Genomic DNA, 15,613 nt, shown 5'->3' with positions numbered 1-15,613 from the left:
CTTATCGACACCAAGTGTCAACATTGGCATCACTAGTGACATGAGGAGACGACGTGCTGACCTGGCCACCCCACGACACGCGAATCGTGCCCTGGGTCAGCACAGGGCGTCGCGGTAACCGAGATGATCGGATGCTGACCCAGGTCCGGGTGTCCCTGCCGCCGATGATCGCGACCCTCATTCCTCCCACCGCATCGGAACGCGACCTCGCCCGAGCGCGCTTCGAGGCGACCGATCTCGAGAGTGTGGCCGACGGTGTCCTGAGCCCGCTGGCGGGATTCCTGATCAGGATGGAGTCGGTCGCGTCGAGCCGGATCGAACATGTCGAGGCGACACCCCTCGCATTCGCCCGGGCGATCGGCGGTCTGAAGGAGAACACCTCCGCCACGTCGATGGTGGCAGCCGGAGCAGCGATCACGCGGCTGATCGACGCGTCGAGCGACTCGATCAGGATGGAGGAGATCCTGGCCGCGCACGAGGCGCTGATGCGGACCGACCCCGATCCTGCGGAGCGGCGCTACGCCGGCCGGCTGCGCGACATGCAGAACTGGATCGGCGGCTCCGCGCATTCGCCGAGGAACGCGATCTACGTTCCGCCACCGCCGGAGACGGTCGCCGGCTCCCTCGACGACCTCATCACCTTCGCGAACCGTGACGATGTCGAGCCGATCACGCAGGCGGCGATCGCGCACGCTCACTTCGAGAGCATCCACCCTTTCACGGACGGCAACGGTCGCATCGGACGCGCTCTGATCGGTGCGATCCTCCGGCGTCGAGGCGTGACGCCGCACACCGTGCTTCCGGTCGCCAGCGCCCTGGCCGCAGACACCGGGCACTACTTCTCCCTGCTGACCTCGTACCGCTCGGGCGATGCTCTGCCCATCATCACCGACCTCGCTCTCAGCGTCGAAGTCGCCGCCCGTGAGGCACGAGGCACCGCCCGCGCCTTCGGCGCCTACGAGGACGCCTGGCGCCACCAGCTGAGACCTCGCGCCGAGAGCGCGGCCGACCGGATCCTGCCGGCGCTGCTGGCACTGCCCGTGTTCACGGTCGAGCAGCTCGCCGCGGCGACGGGCATCGCGGAGCGCAGCGCCTACCGTGCCGTCGAGACGCTCACCGAGCATCACGTGGTCGAGGCAGTCACCGAGCGTGTCCGGGGCCGGACCTACGCGGCGATGGACATCCTCGATGAGTTCGAGGATCTCGACGGCAGGATCCGAGAGCGCATCACGAGGCTCCGCGAAGCCTGAGCCTCGCCACGAACCCCTTGCCCGGAGCGGATGCGCCGCGAACCGCGCCGTCGGGCGCGGGGCCGATCGAACGAGAAGACCCCCGCCACCCGCGCGGGTGAAGGGGGCCTTCCGTGATCCTGGGGGCGCCGAGGCTACTTGCCCTCGGCGGCGTCCTTGGCGTGCTCCGTCGCGAGACGGTCCTCGCTCTTGGCCTGGTCGAACCGGCCCTGCTCGGTGAGCTCGGCGTCGTCGGTCTTCTTCCCGACGAACTCCTCGGCCTTTCCGGCGACCTTCTGGGTGACGTCCTTTGCCTTGTCTCCAAGCGACATGGTCGCTCCTTTCTCGAAAGCGGATGCCGACTGCTCCCGGCTTTCGGACGATGGTAGGCGCGGGCGGATGGGCGCCCTGCCAGGAACGAGGGAGAAGTCGACTACGCCGTTCCGCCGCCCTCGGTGTCGTCGGTCGTGTCGCGACCGGTGGGCACGTCCTCGCTCTGGACGTCGGTCTGGGTCTCGGCATCGCCCTTCGAGGCGTTCTCGTTCGGGTCGGTGTCGGGCTGCTGAGGCTCGATGTCGGCGGTGGTCTCTTCGGCTGGGTCGGGCTGGCTGTAGGTCATGCCGCGGAGCGTACGCGCTTCCTCGGCCCGGTGGGCGTCCGACGCCGAAGCAGCATGATCCGTCGCGACGGTGACGCCGATCCTGGGAACGCCGTCCCCCGTTCTCCCCGCTTCATCACGGTCTTCCTATGTTGCTCCCCGTCGACCCGACGATGCTGGGGCGTAGTACTTAAGGGGAGCGCCGGAGCCGAACCGCACCACACCACACCACCGTCGGACTCCGCCGTCGCTTTTCCTTCCAGCTCGACCACGCAAGGAGCATCGATGAGCACGGACGACCAGACGAACACCTGCAGCTTCCACATGGCCGGCGACCTGCCGGCCGGTGGTGACCACCTCGGCGGAACCTTCGGTCAGGCGCCGAGCCTCGACAGCTGGTACCCGCAGCGGCTGAAGGTCGAGCTCCTGCACCGGAACGGCGTCGGCGCCGATCCGCTCGGCGCGGACTTCGACTACGCGGCGGCCTTCGCCACGATCGACCTCGAAGCCCTCAAGGCAGACATCAAGGCCCTGCTGACCACCTCCGTCGACTGGTGGCCGGCCGACTACGGCAACTACGGCCCGCAGATGATCCGTATGGCCTGGCACGCGGCCGGCACGTACCGCATCGCCGACGGCCGCGGTGGAGCGGGGACCGCGATGCAGCGGTTCGCACCGATCGGCAGCTGGTGGGACAACGGCAACACCGACAAGTCACGCCGGCTCCTGCAGCCGATCAAGCACAAGTACGGCAACGCGCTGTCCTGGGCCGACCTGATGGTCCTCACCGGCAACTGCTCCCTCGAACTGATGGGCCTGCCGACGTACGGCTTCGGCGGCGGACGACTCGACGCGTGGGAGCCCGACGACGGCACGTGGTGGGGCCCCGAGGTCTGGAACCCCCACGCCGTCGAGAGCCCCGACGAGATGGTGAGCCGCGACGAGCGCTGGCACGGCCAGAACGGCGACGCGGACTACGACCTGCAGAGCCCGCTGGCCGCCTCGCACCAGGCACTCATCTACGTCAACCCCGAGGGGCCCTACGCCAACGGCGACCCGATGGGTTCGGCCCGCGACATCCGCATCACGTTCACGCGGATGGCGATGAACGACGAGGAGACGGTGGCGCTGATCGCCGGTGGCCACGCGTTCGGCAAGAGCCACGGCCAGGTGCCCGCCTCCGACATCGGACCCTCGCCCGAGCTGGCCCCGATCGAATCGATGGGCCTCGGCTGGCACAACCCCGTCGGCAGCGGCAACGCAGAGAACACCTCGACGAACGGCATCGAGGGCAGCTGGACGCCGAACCCGACGCAGTGGGACAACACCTACCTCGAGAACCTGTTCGCCTACGACTACGAGCAGACGAAAAGCCCGGCCGGCGCTCTCCAGTGGACCCCCACCGACCCGAACGCGCCGAAGACCCCGGACGCCCACGTGCCCGGTCAGATGAACCCGCTCATGATGATGACCTCGGACATCGCCCTCAAGGTCGACCCGGAGTACCGGGCCGTGTGCGAGCGGTTCCTGGCCGACTTCGACCTGTTCACCCTCGCGTTCTCGAAGGCCTGGTACAAGCTCACGCACCGCGACATGGGGCCGAAGCACCGGTACCTCGGCCCGGAGGTCACCATCGCCGACGACCTGCTCTGGCAGGATCCGCTCCCGGAGTCCGCAGGAGCCACGCTCGACGAGGCCGACGTCGCGAGCCTCAAGAAGGCCGTCCTCGAGACAGGGCTGTCCGTCTCCGACCTCGTGTTCACGGCGTTCTCGGCCGCGTCCACCTACCGTGACAGCGACAAGCGCGGCGGCGCGAACGGTGGCCGCCTCGCCCTGTCGCCACAGAAGGACTGGGCCGTCAACCGACGCACGGTCCCGGTGATCGACGCGCTGCGGAACGTGCAGGCGACTTTCGCGGCGTCGTCGGGCGGGCGACAGGTCTCTCTCGCCGACCTGATCGTCCTCGCCGGCACCGCCGCGGTGGAGCAGGCGGCGCAGGCGGCGCAGGCTGCAGGATCCGACGCCGACGTCCCGTTCACGCCGGGCCGCGTCGACACCACGCAGGAACTCACCGACATCGAGATGTTCGAGTGGCTGCGCCCCGTCGCCGACGGCTTCCGCAACTTCGTGTCCGAGCGCTTCGACCAGTTCGCTCCGGGCGTCGCGCCCGAGGCGGCGTTCCTCGACAAGGCCAACCTGTTCACGCTCACCGCCCCGGAGTGGACCGTGCTGACCGCCGGGCTGCGCGTGCTCGGCGCCAACTGGGACGGGTCCGACGTGGGCGTGCTCACGGATCGCGTCGGGGTCCTGACGACGGACTTCTTCGTGAACCTGACCGACACCGACCTGGTGTGGACGAAGGACGACGAGACCGCGTCGACCTTCACCGGCAGGATCCAGGCCACCGGCGAGGCGCGCTGGCACGCCTCCCGCAACGACCTCGTCTTCGGCTCGAACGCACAACTCCGATCGATCGCGGACGCCTACGCGGGCAGCGACGGGCAGGAGCGGTTCGTGCGTGACTTCATCCAGGTCTGGTCGAAGGTCATGATGCTCGACCGCTACGACGTCAAGGGCCACAAGCGCTACGGAGCGATGGCCGCCTGACCCGGAGGTCGCGCCTTGGGCGACCGACCACGCAATGAAGAAAACCCCCGCTTCGGCGGGGGTTTTCTGTGGCGGTACCGGTGGGATTTGAACCCACGGTGGAGTCTCCCCCACACATGTTTTCGAGACATGATCCTTCGGCCGCTCGGACACGGTACCGGGAGAGAGTTTAGTACATCTCGGAGCCGCGACGGAACGCGCTCACGGCGGGACCCGATCCTGCGCTCATCGAAATCGAAAACAGCCGGCGTATCGTGCGGGGATGAGTACGAGATCGGCCTTCGGGATCCTCGCCGGGCTGGGCGGGACCGCCGCCGCCGCAGCGGGCGGCTACGCCTTCTGGCGGCGCTTCATGGCGAAGCGGGAGGCGGCGGCCGACGCGCTGAACAGCCTCCTGCCGGTGCATTCGAAGTGGTGGCGCGACCGGTTCGGCCAGGACGGCTCCCTCACCTACGTCGCCCTCGGCGACTCGGCCGCGCAGGGCATCGGCGCCAGCAGCCCGGGTGGCAGCTACGTGGGGCGGATCGCCGCCCACATCCGGCGCTCCACCCACGGCACGGTCGGCACCGTCAACCTGAGCATCAGCGGCTCCACGACGTACCGGTGCAAGGTAGACCAGGTCCCGAAGCTCGGAAGCCACGAGGCCGACGTGATGACCGTCGCCATCGGCGCCAACGACATCGGCGACTTCGACCCCGTCGGCTTCGAGAAGAACATCCGCTCCATCTACGGGGCCCTGCCGAAGCACGCCATCGTGGCGGACCTGCCGTTCATGCTGCTGCCGGAGTCCGAGAAGAAGGTCGCCTCGGCCAACGCCATCGTGCGCCGGGTCGCCGACGAGCTCGGCCTCGCCGTCGCCCCGCTCTACGCGACGACGCGGCGGCAGGGCTACATCGGCACCTACCGGAACACCGCCAAAGACCTCTTCCACCCCAACGACCGCGGTTACCGGGTCTGGGCGTCGGCCTTCTACCCGGCCGTCGAGGCCCGACTCGCCCGCATCGCGGCCGAGCGTGCCGCCTCCGACGTCACCGCCTCGCGGCGGGAGACCTCGGTGGCCGCAGGAGTCGCGGATCGCGCCCACACCGCCGCCTCCGCCCTGTCCCGCCAGGACACCGACTCCATCCCACTGCCCGACCGCCGGCGCTGACCGCCGGCGCTTCCCCGCGGAACCGTCGGCGCTGACCCCCGGCCGAGGCCCTCTGTCGGTGGCCCCGCCTAGGCTGAGCCCATGGCACGCGTCACCTCCTCCTACCGCTGCACCGAGTGCGGCTGGACCTCCATCAAGTGGGTCGGCCGCTGCGCGGAATGCCAGAGCTGGGGCACCGTCGTCGACGCCGCCGAGGTCACCGCGAGCGGGCGGGGCGTGGCTCCGATCGCCGTCAGCGCTGACCGGGCCGCTCGGCCCATCACCGAGATCGAGGCCGACAGCGTCGCGCACTGGCCGAGCGGTATCGACGAATTCGACCGCGTGCTCGGTGGCGGCATCGTGCCGGGGGCCGCGATCCTGCTCTCCGGCGAGCCCGGCGTCGGCAAGTCGACACTGCTGCTCGAGGTGGCCTCGCGGGCGGCGAAGTCCGGCGCCCGAGTGCTCTACGTCACCGCCGAGGAGTCCGCGTCGCAGGTGCGCCTCCGCGCCCAGCGCACCGGCGCCATGCACTCCAACCTCTACCTCGCGGCCGAGGTCGACCTCGCCGTCATCCTCGGCCAGATCGAGCAGACGAACCCCCAGCTCGTCATCGTCGACTCGGTCCAGACCGTCTCCTCGTCGCTCAGCGACGGCATGGCAGGCGGGCCATCGCAGGTGCGCGAGGTGGCGTCCACCCTGGTGCGCGTGTCCAAGAACCGCAACCTCCCCATCCTGCTCGTCGGCCACGTGACGAAAGACGGCAGCATCGCCGGGCCGCGCCTGCTCGAGCACCTGGTCGACGTGGTGTGCCAGTTCGAAGGCGACCGGCAGACCGCCCTCCGGTTCGTCCGCGCGCACAAGAACCGCTTCGGACCGACCGACGAGGTGGGCTGCTTCGAGATGACGGGCGACGGCATCGCCGAGGTCAGCGACCCCTCCGGCCTCTTCATGTCCCGCTCGGGCGCGCCCGTTAGCGGCACCTGCATCACGATCGCCATGGAGGGCCGCCGCGCGCTCCCGGTCGAGATCCAGGCGCTCATCGTGGCCAGCTCGGCACCGCAGCCGCGGCGGGTCGTCAACGGGGTCGACTCCTCCCGGGTCGCGATGCTGCTCGCCGTCCTCGAACGTCGGGCGGGCATCCGGCTCGGCGACGCCGACGTCTACGTCTCCACCGTCGGCGGCATCAAGATCACCGAGCCGGGCGCCGACCTCGCCATCGCACTCGCACTCGCGTCCGCCAGCCGCGAGAAGTCGTTCCCGCACACGTTCGCGGCCGTCGGCGAGATCAGCCTCGCGGGCGAGATCCGGCCCGTCGCCTCCGCGAAGCAGCGCGTGTCGGAGGCCCGGAGGCTCGGGTTCACGCAGCTCGTCGACGCCGAGTCCGGCCACCTGCGCGAAGCCCTGCGGCGGGCCTTCGCCGCGTCGACCTCCGACCGCGACCGCGAGCTCGACGCCGCGTTCTGAGCGGGACGCGTCGGAGAACGCGATCGTTCCGGTCGGATCGGGGGCGGAGCGGCCCGGGCATGCCCAGAAGACCGCGGTTTCCCACGCCCACGCAGCCCCGGGCCCCCGCAGCTACCGCAGCGCCTTGAGCAGGTCCTCCGGGTTCGCGGCCATGGTGTGCGGCCCCGCGATATCGAAGAACACCTGCTCGAGTACGTCCAGGTGCGCCTCGATGAACGTGCGCAGCTTGTAGGAGTCGTAGAGCATCACGAGCCGCGTCTTCTCGTTCGGCACCATGAGCGCGTAGGCGTCCGCCGACGAGAACAGCAGCAGGATGCGCTTCTCGGTGTTCTCCCGCCCGAAGACCCGCACCTGCTCGTCGTCCTTCTTGCCCGTGACGAGACGAGGCACCACGACGACGTCGTGCCGGAGCGCGAACGCGACGGCCGCGACGTCCTGCTTGGCCAGGGCCTCTTCGAGCTGCTCGGAGCGGAAGACCGGCTGCGACGCGGCCATCAGTTCAGCACCATCAACGCGCTCGTGGACGAGGTGATCGACCCGACCGAGACCTCCAGGTGGTAGCTCGCTCCGCCGGCCGGCACCGAGCTGCGCGTCTTGTCGCAGGTGGCGGCCGACGAGCGGGTGCGGTCCCAGGCGATGGCGGGGGTGGTCAGGGTCTGACCGGCGGCGATCTTCACGTTCTGGTGGGTTCCGTTCACCTGGCAGTCCTTCGACGACCAGTAGGTCTCGGCCCCGCTCGTGATGGTCAGCACCTGCTGACTCGAGCCGAGGTCGATGGTGCAGTCCGAGGTCGAGGTGTTCGTGATCGACATCGAGATCTGGGGCTGCTGGAGCGAGGTGTAGCTGTTCTTGTCGGCGCGGGGCTTCAGGGTGATGGCGTCGGCCGGGCAGGATCCGTCCGCGGCCGACGCCGACGGAGCCGTGGAAGCCGGCGTGGTGGCGCGCGGCGTCGACGAGGGCGAGACGACGGGAGCGGGTGCGGCGGCGGAGGCCGCGGGGCGGCGGCCCGGGAGGTCGACGAGCCGGGGGCGGGAGCCGCGGATCCTGCGCCCCGCCCGGTCGTGATCAGCACGATGACCAGAACGATGACGAGCAGAGCCACCAGCGCCACCACTCGGCGGCGCCAGTACACGCGCGACGGCTGCGGGCCGACGGGGTGCTTGAGCGACGACATGCGCCCAGGCTAAGCGGCGCCGGCGAAGATCAGCGGCTTGCCCGCGGCGCGTCAGACGAGACGGGGGCCTGCTCGCAGGATGCCCGGCCCGATGCCACCCGTCAGGGCAGGACCTTGAGCATCCGTGTGTTGCCGAGCGTGTTCGGCTTGACGCGCGCCAGGTCGAGGAACTCGGCTACGCCCTCGTCGCTGGAGCGGACGAGCTCGGCGTAGACCTCCGGCGACACGACGGACTCGCCGATCTCGAGGTAGCCGTGCTTCGTGAAGAAGTCGACCTCGAAGGTGAGGCAGAAGATGCGGCCGATGCCGAGGCTCCTGGCGTCGTTCTCGAGCCCCTCGAGGAGCCGGTGGCCGACGCCGTGGCGGATCCAGGTCGGATCGAGCGCGAGGGTGCGGACCTCGGCCAGGTCGTCCCAGAAGACATTGAGGGCGCCGCAGCCGATCGGCGTGCCGTCGGGGCCCGTGGCGATCTGGAACTGCTGGATGCTGCCGTAGAGCGTGACGTTGTCTTTGCCGAGCAGGATGCGACGGCCGACGTAGGGCTCGATCAGGCGCTGGATGTGCGGCACGTCGGACGCGAGCGCCTTGCGGACGCTGATGCCGGAGCCGTCGCTGCGGCCGGAGGAGTCGTCGGCCCGGGAAGTCATGGCGTCAAGCCTAGCGAGGCGCGGCTGGGGGAAACGCCGACGGGCGGCCCTCCGAGGAGAGCCGCCCGTGGCGGTGGTGCGGTGAAGCCTTAGGCCTCCAGCTCGGGCGCTTCGCCGACCAGGACCTCTTCGCGACCCGGCTGACGCCCGGTCTCGAAGGTGAATTCGCCGTCGACGTAGTCGACCTTCACGTGGTCGCCGGCGTTGAGTTCGCCCTGCAGGATGTGCTCCGACAGCTTGTCTTCGATCTCGTGCTGCACGGCGCGGCGCAGGGGCCGGGCACCGAGCGACGGGTCGAAGCCGATCTTGATGAGCTGCTCCTTGGCCGGGAGCGAGAGCTCCGCGGTCATGTCGCGGTCGAGCAGGCGGTCGGAGAGGCGCTTGATGAACAGATCGACGATCTGCAGCAGCTCCTCCTGGTTCAGCTGCGGGAAGACGATGGTCTCGTCGACGCGGTTGAGGAACTCCGGCTTGAAGTGCTTCTTGAGCTCCTCCGTCACCTTGGACCGCATGCGGTCGTAGGAGGTGGCGGTGTCGCCCTCGATCTGGAATCCGACCGGGCCGCCCGTGATGTCCTTCGTGCCGAGGTTGGTGGTCATGATGATGACGGTGTTCTTGAAGTCGACGACGCGACCCTGACCGTCGGTCAGACGACCCTCCTCCAGCACCTGCAGCAGCGAGTTGAAGATGTCGGGGTGAGCCTTCTCGATCTCGTCGAAGAGGACCACGGAGAACGGCTTGCGGCGGACCTTCTCGGTCAGCTGGCCGCCCTCCTCGAACCCGACGAACCCGGGAGGGGCGCCGAAGAGGCGGGAGACGGTGTGCTTCTCGCCGTACTCCGACATGTCGAGGCTGATCAGCGCGTTCTCGTCGTCGAAGAGGAACTCGGCGAGCGCCTTGGCCAGCTCGGTCTTGCCGACACCCGTGGGGCCGGCGAAGATGAACGAGCCCGAGGGACGCTTGGGGTCCTTCAGACCGGCGCGCGTACGACGGATGGTCTTCGACAGGGCCGAGATGGCCTGCTCCTGCCCGATGACGCGCTGGTGCAGGGCCTTCTCCATGAAGACGAGACGCGAGGTCTCCTCCTCGGTGAGCTTGAACACCGGGATGCCCGTGGCCTGAGCCAGGACCTCGGCGATGACGCCCTCGTCGACGGTGCCCGAGGCTCCGACGTCGCCCGAGCGCCACTGCTTCTCGAGGCGCAGACGCTCGCCGAGGAGCTTCTTCTCCTCGTCGCGGAGCGAGGCGGCCTTCTCGAAGTCCTGATCCTCGATCGCGGCCTCCTTCTGCCCCCGGACGACGGCGATCTTCTCGTCGAACTCGCGCAGCTCCGGCGGGGCCGAGAGGATCGAGAGGCGGAGGCGGGCTCCGGCCTCGTCGATCAGGTCGATGGCCTTGTCGGGGAGGAAGCGGTCGGCCACGTAGCGGTCGGCCAGGTTCGCCGCCGCGACGATGGCGCCGTCGGTGATCGAGACCTTGTGGAAGGCCTCGTACTTGTCGCGGAGGCCCTTGAGGATGTTGATCGCGTGGGGCAGCGAGGGCTCGTGCACCTGGACGGGCTGGAAGCGGCGCTCGAGAGCGGCGTCCTTCTCGAAGTGCTTGCGGTACTCGTCGAGCGTCGTGGCGCCGATGGTCTGGAGCTCGCCGCGGGCCAGCAGCGGCTTCAGGATGCTCGCGGCGTCGATCGCGCCCTCGGCGGCACCCGCACCGACGAGGGTGTGGATCTCGTCGATGAAGACGATGATGTCGCCGCGGGTGCGGATCTCCTTGGTGACCTTCTTGAGGCGCTCCTCGAAGTCACCGCGGTAGCGGCTCCCGGCGATGAGCGAGCCGAGGTCGAGCGAGTAGAGCTGCTTGTCTTTCAGCGTCTCGGGGACGTCGCCCTTCACGATCGCCTGGGCGAGGCCCTCGACGACGGCGGTCTTGCCGACGCCGGGCTCACCGATCAGGACGGGGTTGTTCTTGGAGCGGCGGGAGAGGATCTGCATGACGCGCTCCATCTCCTTCTCGCGCCCGATCACCGGGTCGAGCTTGTTGTCGCGCGCAGCCTGGGTGAGGTTCCGACCGAACTGGTCGAGCACCTGCGACCCACCCTGCGGGCCTGCCTGCTGTTCACCGCCCACTGCAACCGCCTCCTTGCCCTGGTAGCCCGAGAGCAGCTGGATGACCTGCTGACGCACTCGGTTGAGGTCTGCGCCGAGCTTGACGAGGACCTGGGCGGCCACACCTTCGCCTTCGCGAATGAGGCCGAGCAGGATGTGCTCGGTACCGATGTAGTTGTGGCCGAGCTGCAGCGCCTCGCGCAGGGACAGCTCGAGAACCTTCTTCGCCCGCGGCGTGAAGGGGATGTGACCGGTCGGCTGCTGCTGACCCTGTCCGATGATGTCCTGGACCTGCTCGCGCACGGCGTCGAGCGAGATGCCCAGAGACTCGAGCGCCTTGGCGGCGACGCCCTCGCCCTCGTGGATGAGACCGAGCAGGATGTGCTCGGTACCGATGTAGTTGTGGTTGAGCATCTTCGCTTCTTCTTGAGCGAGGACGACAACGCGACGGGCACGGTCGGTGAATCTCTCGAACATCTTCTAACTCCCTAGGTGACGGGCTGGAACGTCACCGCTGTGACTGACGACGCTTGGCAGGGCCGCGGCGTCGGTTTACACAGAGACTAACCACGGCCCGGGCATCCGTCTGCCCCTGTTCGCCTACGGCGTGACGCAGGATCCCCGGGCTCTCCCGGCACCGCCCGGTAGCCTCGCGACCATGGCGAAGTTCACCGTCGGTCTCGTGCCGCACCCCACCAAACCGGTCCTCTCGTCCGTCGAGGTCCTGCTGTCGTGGAGGAAGGGCGCCGACGCCCAGCTCGTGGCCCTCGCCGACGACGCCACCCGCGTCGGACCGGGCGTGGAGCTGGTCGACGAGGCCGCGTTCGTCCGCCGGGTCGACGCCGTCGTCTCGCTCGGCGGCGACGGCACCATGCTCGGGGCGATGCGACTCGTGGCGCCTCGACCGGTGCCTGTGCTCGGCGTCAACTACGGCAACGTCGGCTTCCTGGTCGAGATCGAGCCGTCGGAGCTGGCCGAGGCGCTCGGCAGCCTGACCACGGGCGAGTTCTCGCTGGAGCCGCATCACGCCATCGAGGTCACCGTCGCCTCGACCGGCTTCGAGAGCTCCTTCCTCGCGTTCAACGACCTCGCCATGACGCGTCGCCCCGGCCAGGGCGTCGTGACGGCCGACCTCTCCGTCGACGGCACCCCCTACGGCTACTTCAAGGCCGACTCGGTCGTCGCCTCCACCCCGGCCGGATCCACGGCCTACAACTACGCCGCCGGCGGCCCGATCGTCAGCCCGGCCGTCGCCGCCGTCATCGTGACCGCCGTCGCGCCGATGGCGGGTATCGACCGCTCCGTCGTGCTCGGCCCGAAGGAGCGCCTCCGCTTCACGATCGGCGAGGGCACCCGGTCGGCGGCGCTGGAGCTCGACGGACGCGTCGTCTCCGACATCGGCGAGGGCAGCGTCGTGAGCGTCCGCCTGCGGAAGGACGCCGGCTCCGTCGTGCGGCTCGATGCCGGCCGGCACGGCCGCAAGGGCCGACTCAAGCTCAGCCTGATGGACCTCCCGCTCCGCAACGACCAGCTGCTCGAGCTCGTTCCGCCGGAGGTGCGGGCGCGCTTCGCCCGGCAGCACTGAGCGGTGCTGCGCGCGCATCGGGGCCGGCGGGGCACGGCCGAGGTGGCGGGTGACCCTGGCCACGAGGCTCCTGCGGTCGTCGAGGTCGTCGTCGGTGACACGGACCGTGCGCCACCCGGCGTCGGCGAACCGCTCCCGGCGGACGATGTCTCGTCGCCACTGCGCACGGTCGGTGCGGTGGTGGTCGCCCTCGTACTCGAGGGCGAGAAGCGCCTCGGGATAGGCGAGATCGACCGTGCCGAGCCACGCGCCTCCGGCCGTGCGGAACTCCACGTTCAGGGCGGGCGGCTCCGGCAGCCCGGCGCGGACCAGCAGGAGCCGCAGCTCGGTCTCCTTGGGCGACCACACGTTCGGTCGCACGAGGCCGCGCGCCTCCCTCAGGCGTCGGGCGCCGCGTCGGCTCCCCCGCTCCCCGACCTCGTGGTCGAGTTCGCCGAGGCTCCTGCCCCGCGCCGCCGGCTCCCCGGACCACCGCCCGGCGAGCGCGTCGCCCAGCGCGACGAGCTCGTCGAGCTGGAGCAGCTCCGAGCACTGCCCCCACGCCCGTGTCGGTTCCACGACCGGGAGCCCCCGCACGGTCGCTGCCGCGCAGCCGCCGACGCGGTGCGCGACGACTCCCGGTCGCCGGGGATGGTGCCCGGCGCCGCTGGCCACGTGCAGGGGGCCGCGCAGCACGGGGAACGGCACCGGCAGGCCCCAGAGGCCTGCGGCTGTGGCGTGGCTGAAGAGCACCCCGTCGGGGAGCACCGGCAGGAGCCGCGCGCACCGGTCGTGCAGGTCGGACGCGTCGCGGGGGCTCCGGACGCCCCGGTGCGGACGTGCCAGATCGCGGTGCTGCAGCCGCCGCTCGGAGACGCCGGCAGCCCGGGCGTCGGCCACGTGGAACGGTGCGCCTCGGAGGTGCGGTGGGAGATCGGATGTCATGCCTGCAATCGTGGCGCCCGGCAGCCCCGCGATCCCCGTTGTCCACAGCCTCCGTTCGCCCGCCCCACTTATCCACACCCCCGCCGCAGCAGGTGCCCGTGTTTCTCCCGTCCCCCGCCCCCCCGCCTCCCGTCCCCCGTCGCGAGTGGACGGCGCCCGACGCCCCGGGGCAGAAAAGCGTCGGCACCTGTCCACTCGAGGGCACGCGGAACGGGGAATGACGCGCGTACCTCCCGCGAGTGGACGGGTGTCGACGTTTTCGGGCGGGAAAGCGTCGGCACCTGTCCACTCGGGGAGGGACGGGGAAGATGGGGCAGCAGGAGCGGGGCACCAGGCAGGGGCGACGCAGAGAGCCCCGCACCCGGAACGGGTACGGGGCTCAGCGCCGACGGTAGCGGGGCGGGCTACTGGAGGTAGAGGTGGAGATCCTGCGACACGGCCTTGGCGAACATGCGGAGGCGGGCACGGCTCTCGACGCGCGACACGGCCTGGCGCGACGAGTGGACGCGCTTCGAGATCTCGTCGAGGGTCATCGGCTGGTCGTCGTCCAGGCCGAAGCGCATGCGGATCACACGCGCCTCGTCCTCCGGCAGCGCCTCGACGAGCTGGTGGATGTCGCGGTTGAGCATCGACGACTCGGTGGCCTCGCCGGGCGACGGGGTCTCCTCGTCCTCGATGAAGTCCCCGAGCTCGCTGTCCTCGGCATCGCCGACGACCGTGTGGATCGAGACCGGCTCGTGCGAGCGCGACTTGAGATCGACGAGGTCGGAGACCTCCATGGCGACCTCGGCGGCCACCTCGTCGACGGTCGGCGCACGGCCCAGGTCGACGGTGAGGTCGCGCTCGGCGCGCGAGATGCGGTTGATGCGCTCGACGGTGTGCACCGGGATGCGGATGGCGCGCGCCTTGTCGGCGAGGCCGCGGGCGATGGCCTGACGGATCCACCAGGTGGCGTAGGTCGAGAACTTGTAGCCCTGCGTGTAGTCGAACTTCTCGACGGCGCGGACGAGACCGAGGTTGCCCTCCTGGATGACGTCCATGAAGGGGAGCCCGCGCTGCGTGTAGCGCTTGGCGATCGACACGACGAGGCGGAGGTTCGCGGTGATCATGCGGTCCTTGGCACGCTCGCCGTCGTGGATGAGCCACTTGTAGTCGCGGCGGTCGTCGGCCGAGACGGTGCCGGCGGCCTCGAGCGAGGCGAGCTTCTCCTCGGCGAACAGGCCCACCTCGATCCGGCGGGCGATCTCGGTCTCCTCGGCGGCGTCGAGCAGCGGCATGCGGCCGATGTGGCGGAGGTAGTCGCCGACCTGGTCGGTGCTCGCACCGCGGACCGCGCCGAGGACCTCGACTTCGACCTCTTCGTCGGCGCTGACAGCGGACTGCGGGGTGCTCGTGGCACCGGTGGTGTTCTCGCGGACGTGATGATCAACTGCGATCGACATCTTCTTCTCCCTGTCCCTCGCGAGCGAGTTCTCCGGCGACGACCCCAGATGGTCTCGGGGGTCTTTCGCCGCAGTACGAGTCAAGCGGGGGTTACAAGGTGCACTCAAACCGTTCAGGTCATTCGCAAGTATTCTCGGAGACCGCTCACAGGAAAAGTCCCCCGTTGGGGTACGACGAGACCGATTCTTTGACAGCGGTTGCATTCGGGTGTATGCATCCCCCCGGCCCGAAGGGGTACGGATTCTCGACCGAAACACTGATATTTGCAGGGCTTTTCCCATGACCTGTCACCCGGAGGGGGACGACCTGCGTGAACGGCAGGTTTCCGGCACCTTTCCGAAAGCGACCCCGAGTCGTCGTTTCGGGGGACATCGGCGGGCGAAGAAAAACCCCCGAGCCCGGGGGCTCGAGGGTGGTGACGACGCAGGATGCGGTCAGGCGGCGCCCGACGCCGGCCCGGTCGCCGAGGGCCCCGTGGTCTGTCCGACCGGCGCCGCAGCGCGCTCCTCGGCCTCGGCCTTCGCCCGCTCCTCCGCCTCGATGGCGGCGTAGGCGGTGCGCTCGGTCCGGTCGGCGCGGACGATGGCGCGCATGGCGAACCAGAAGATCAGGCCGACGAGGATGGTCGGGGTGACGGCGTAGACGAGGCCGCCGAGGACGGATTGAGGCACGGCACAAGGGTACGGGCATCCTGCGCGCTTCGGAACCCGG

General features: G+C 69.7%; 14 protein-coding genes and 1 tRNA gene. 6 read left to right on the top strand and 9 right to left on the bottom strand.

Annotated features, from left to right (window positions below; genetic code table 11):
- Positions 1-131: 131 nt before the first annotated feature.
- Positions 132-1,250: a Fic family protein gene (locus tag AS850_RS00820; protein WP_119867407.1), complete on the top strand. Its 1,119-nt coding sequence runs from the start codon at positions 132-134 to the stop codon at positions 1,248-1,250.
- A 134-nt stretch (positions 1,251-1,384) separates the two neighbouring features.
- Here AS850_RS00820 and AS850_RS00815 read toward each other — a convergent pair whose 3' ends face one another.
- The gene (locus AS850_RS00815) at positions 1,385-1,561 is read right to left on the bottom strand and encodes a CsbD family protein (RefSeq protein ID WP_119867406.1); all 177 of its coding nucleotides are present in this window, start codon (positions 1,559-1,561) and stop codon (positions 1,385-1,387) included.
- Between the two features lie 101 nt (positions 1,562-1,662).
- A complete protein-coding gene (locus tag AS850_RS00810) occupies positions 1,663-1,848 on the bottom strand; it encodes a hypothetical protein (RefSeq protein ID WP_119867405.1) in 186 nt (61 codons plus the stop codon).
- 264 nt (positions 1,849-2,112) lie between these two features.
- On the opposite strand from AS850_RS00810, the gene katG reads away from it, so the two are divergent.
- Positions 2,113-4,434 carry a catalase/peroxidase HPI gene (katG, locus tag AS850_RS00805; protein WP_119867404.1) on the top strand — a complete coding sequence of 774 codons (2,322 nt, stop codon included), beginning with the start codon at positions 2,113-2,115 and terminating at the stop codon, positions 4,432-4,434.
- A gap of 69 nt (positions 4,435-4,503) precedes the next feature.
- Here the strand turns inward: katG and AS850_RS00800 are convergent.
- Positions 4,504-4,593 (bottom strand) — tRNA-Ser (locus AS850_RS00800).
- Between the two features lie 103 nt (positions 4,594-4,696).
- Between AS850_RS00800 and AS850_RS16970 the strand changes: the two genes are divergently transcribed.
- Both AS850_RS16970 and radA read left to right on the top strand, forming a co-directional pair.
- Positions 4,697-5,584 carry an SGNH/GDSL hydrolase family protein gene (locus tag AS850_RS16970; RefSeq protein ID WP_119867403.1) on the top strand — a complete coding sequence of 296 codons (888 nt, stop codon included), beginning with the start codon at positions 4,697-4,699 and terminating at the stop codon, positions 5,582-5,584.
- A gap of 81 nt (positions 5,585-5,665) precedes the next feature.
- Complete coding sequence (radA, locus tag AS850_RS00790) at positions 5,666-7,027, top strand: DNA repair protein RadA (protein WP_119867402.1); 1,362 nt, start codon at positions 5,666-5,668, stop codon at positions 7,025-7,027.
- A 111-nt stretch (positions 7,028-7,138) separates the two neighbouring features.
- Here radA and AS850_RS00785 read toward each other — a convergent pair whose 3' ends face one another.
- Positions 7,139-7,522, bottom strand: coding sequence for a dehydrogenase (locus tag AS850_RS00785; RefSeq protein ID WP_119867401.1), 384 nt, complete (start codon positions 7,520-7,522; stop codon positions 7,139-7,141).
- Positions 7,522-7,839: a hypothetical protein gene (locus AS850_RS00780; protein WP_119867400.1), complete on the bottom strand. Its 318-nt coding sequence runs from the start codon at positions 7,837-7,839 to the stop codon at positions 7,522-7,524. The genes AS850_RS00785 and AS850_RS00780 overlap by 1 nt, the downstream gene beginning before the upstream one ends.
- 58 nt (positions 7,840-7,897) lie before the next feature.
- On the opposite strand from AS850_RS00780, the gene AS850_RS00775 reads away from it, so the two are divergent.
- Positions 7,898-8,092, top strand: a complete 195-nt coding sequence (locus AS850_RS00775) for a hypothetical protein (RefSeq protein ID WP_123955404.1) — start codon at positions 7,898-7,900, stop codon at positions 8,090-8,092.
- 210 nt (positions 8,093-8,302) lie between these two features.
- On the opposite strand, the gene AS850_RS00770 is transcribed toward AS850_RS00775, so the two are convergent.
- Both AS850_RS00770 and AS850_RS00765 read right to left on the bottom strand, forming a co-directional pair.
- Positions 8,303-8,848 (bottom strand): amino-acid N-acetyltransferase, encoded by a 546-nt coding sequence (locus AS850_RS00770; RefSeq protein WP_119867398.1) that lies wholly within the window; start codon positions 8,846-8,848, stop codon positions 8,303-8,305.
- An 89-nt stretch (positions 8,849-8,937) separates the two neighbouring features.
- A complete protein-coding gene (locus AS850_RS00765) occupies positions 8,938-11,427 on the bottom strand; it encodes an ATP-dependent Clp protease ATP-binding subunit (protein WP_119867397.1) in 2,490 nt (829 codons plus the stop codon).
- 181 nt (positions 11,428-11,608) lie between these two features.
- On the opposite strand from AS850_RS00765, the gene AS850_RS00760 reads away from it, so the two are divergent.
- A complete protein-coding gene (locus tag AS850_RS00760) occupies positions 11,609-12,535 on the top strand; it encodes an NAD(+)/NADH kinase (protein ID WP_119867396.1) in 927 nt (308 codons plus the stop codon).
- A gap of 1,328 nt (positions 12,536-13,863) precedes the next feature.
- On the opposite strand, the gene AS850_RS00755 is transcribed toward AS850_RS00760, so the two are convergent.
- A complete protein-coding gene (locus AS850_RS00755; protein WP_119867395.1) occupies positions 13,864-14,901 on the bottom strand; it encodes a sigma-70 family RNA polymerase sigma factor in 1,038 nt (345 codons plus the stop codon).
- Between the two features lie 435 nt (positions 14,902-15,336).
- Positions 15,337-15,573: a hypothetical protein gene (locus AS850_RS00750; protein ID WP_119867394.1), complete on the bottom strand. Its 237-nt coding sequence runs from the start codon at positions 15,571-15,573 to the stop codon at positions 15,337-15,339.
- Between the last annotated feature and the right edge of the window lie 40 nt (positions 15,574-15,613).

Origin of the sequence: Frondihabitans sp. 762G35 (assembly GCF_002074055.1) — a bacterium.
Lineage (GTDB): Bacteria > Actinomycetota > Actinomycetes > Actinomycetales > Microbacteriaceae > Frondihabitans.
This window is presented reverse-complemented; position numbering and strand designations above follow the sequence as displayed.

What these genes read in the sequence shown, in the direction of transcription:
- AS850_RS00760 (WP_119867396.1), top strand. Translation starts at nt 11,609, where the DNA reads ATGGCGAAGTTCACCGTCGGTCTCGTGCCGCACCCCACCAAACCGGTC.
- AS850_RS00815 (WP_119867406.1), bottom strand. Translation starts at nt 1,561, where the DNA reads ATGTCGCTTGGAGACAAGGCAAAGGACGTCACCCAGAAGGTCGCCGGA.
- radA (WP_119867402.1), top strand. Translation starts at nt 5,666, where the DNA reads ATGGCACGCGTCACCTCCTCCTACCGCTGCACCGAGTGCGGCTGGACC.
- AS850_RS00810 (WP_119867405.1), bottom strand. Translation starts at nt 1,848, where the DNA reads ATGACCTACAGCCAGCCCGACCCAGCCGAAGAGACCACCGCCGACATC.
- AS850_RS00770 (WP_119867398.1), bottom strand. Translation starts at nt 8,848, where the DNA reads ATGACTTCCCGGGCCGACGACTCCTCCGGCCGCAGCGACGGCTCCGGC.
- katG (WP_119867404.1), top strand. Translation starts at nt 2,113, where the DNA reads ATGAGCACGGACGACCAGACGAACACCTGCAGCTTCCACATGGCCGGC.
- AS850_RS16970 (WP_119867403.1), top strand. Translation starts at nt 4,697, where the DNA reads ATGAGTACGAGATCGGCCTTCGGGATCCTCGCCGGGCTGGGCGGGACC.
- AS850_RS00785 (WP_119867401.1), bottom strand. Translation starts at nt 7,522, where the DNA reads ATGGCCGCGTCGCAGCCGGTCTTCCGCTCCGAGCAGCTCGAAGAGGCC.
- AS850_RS00820 (WP_119867407.1), top strand. Translation starts at nt 132, where the DNA reads ATGCTGACCCAGGTCCGGGTGTCCCTGCCGCCGATGATCGCGACCCTC.
- AS850_RS00765 (WP_119867397.1), bottom strand. Translation starts at nt 11,427, where the DNA reads ATGTTCGAGAGATTCACCGACCGTGCCCGTCGCGTTGTCGTCCTCGCT.
- AS850_RS00755 (WP_119867395.1), bottom strand. Translation starts at nt 14,901, where the DNA reads ATGTCGATCGCAGTTGATCATCACGTCCGCGAGAACACCACCGGTGCC.
- AS850_RS00780 (WP_119867400.1), bottom strand. Translation starts at nt 7,839, where the DNA reads ATGTCGATCACGAACACCTCGACCTCGGACTGCACCATCGACCTCGGC.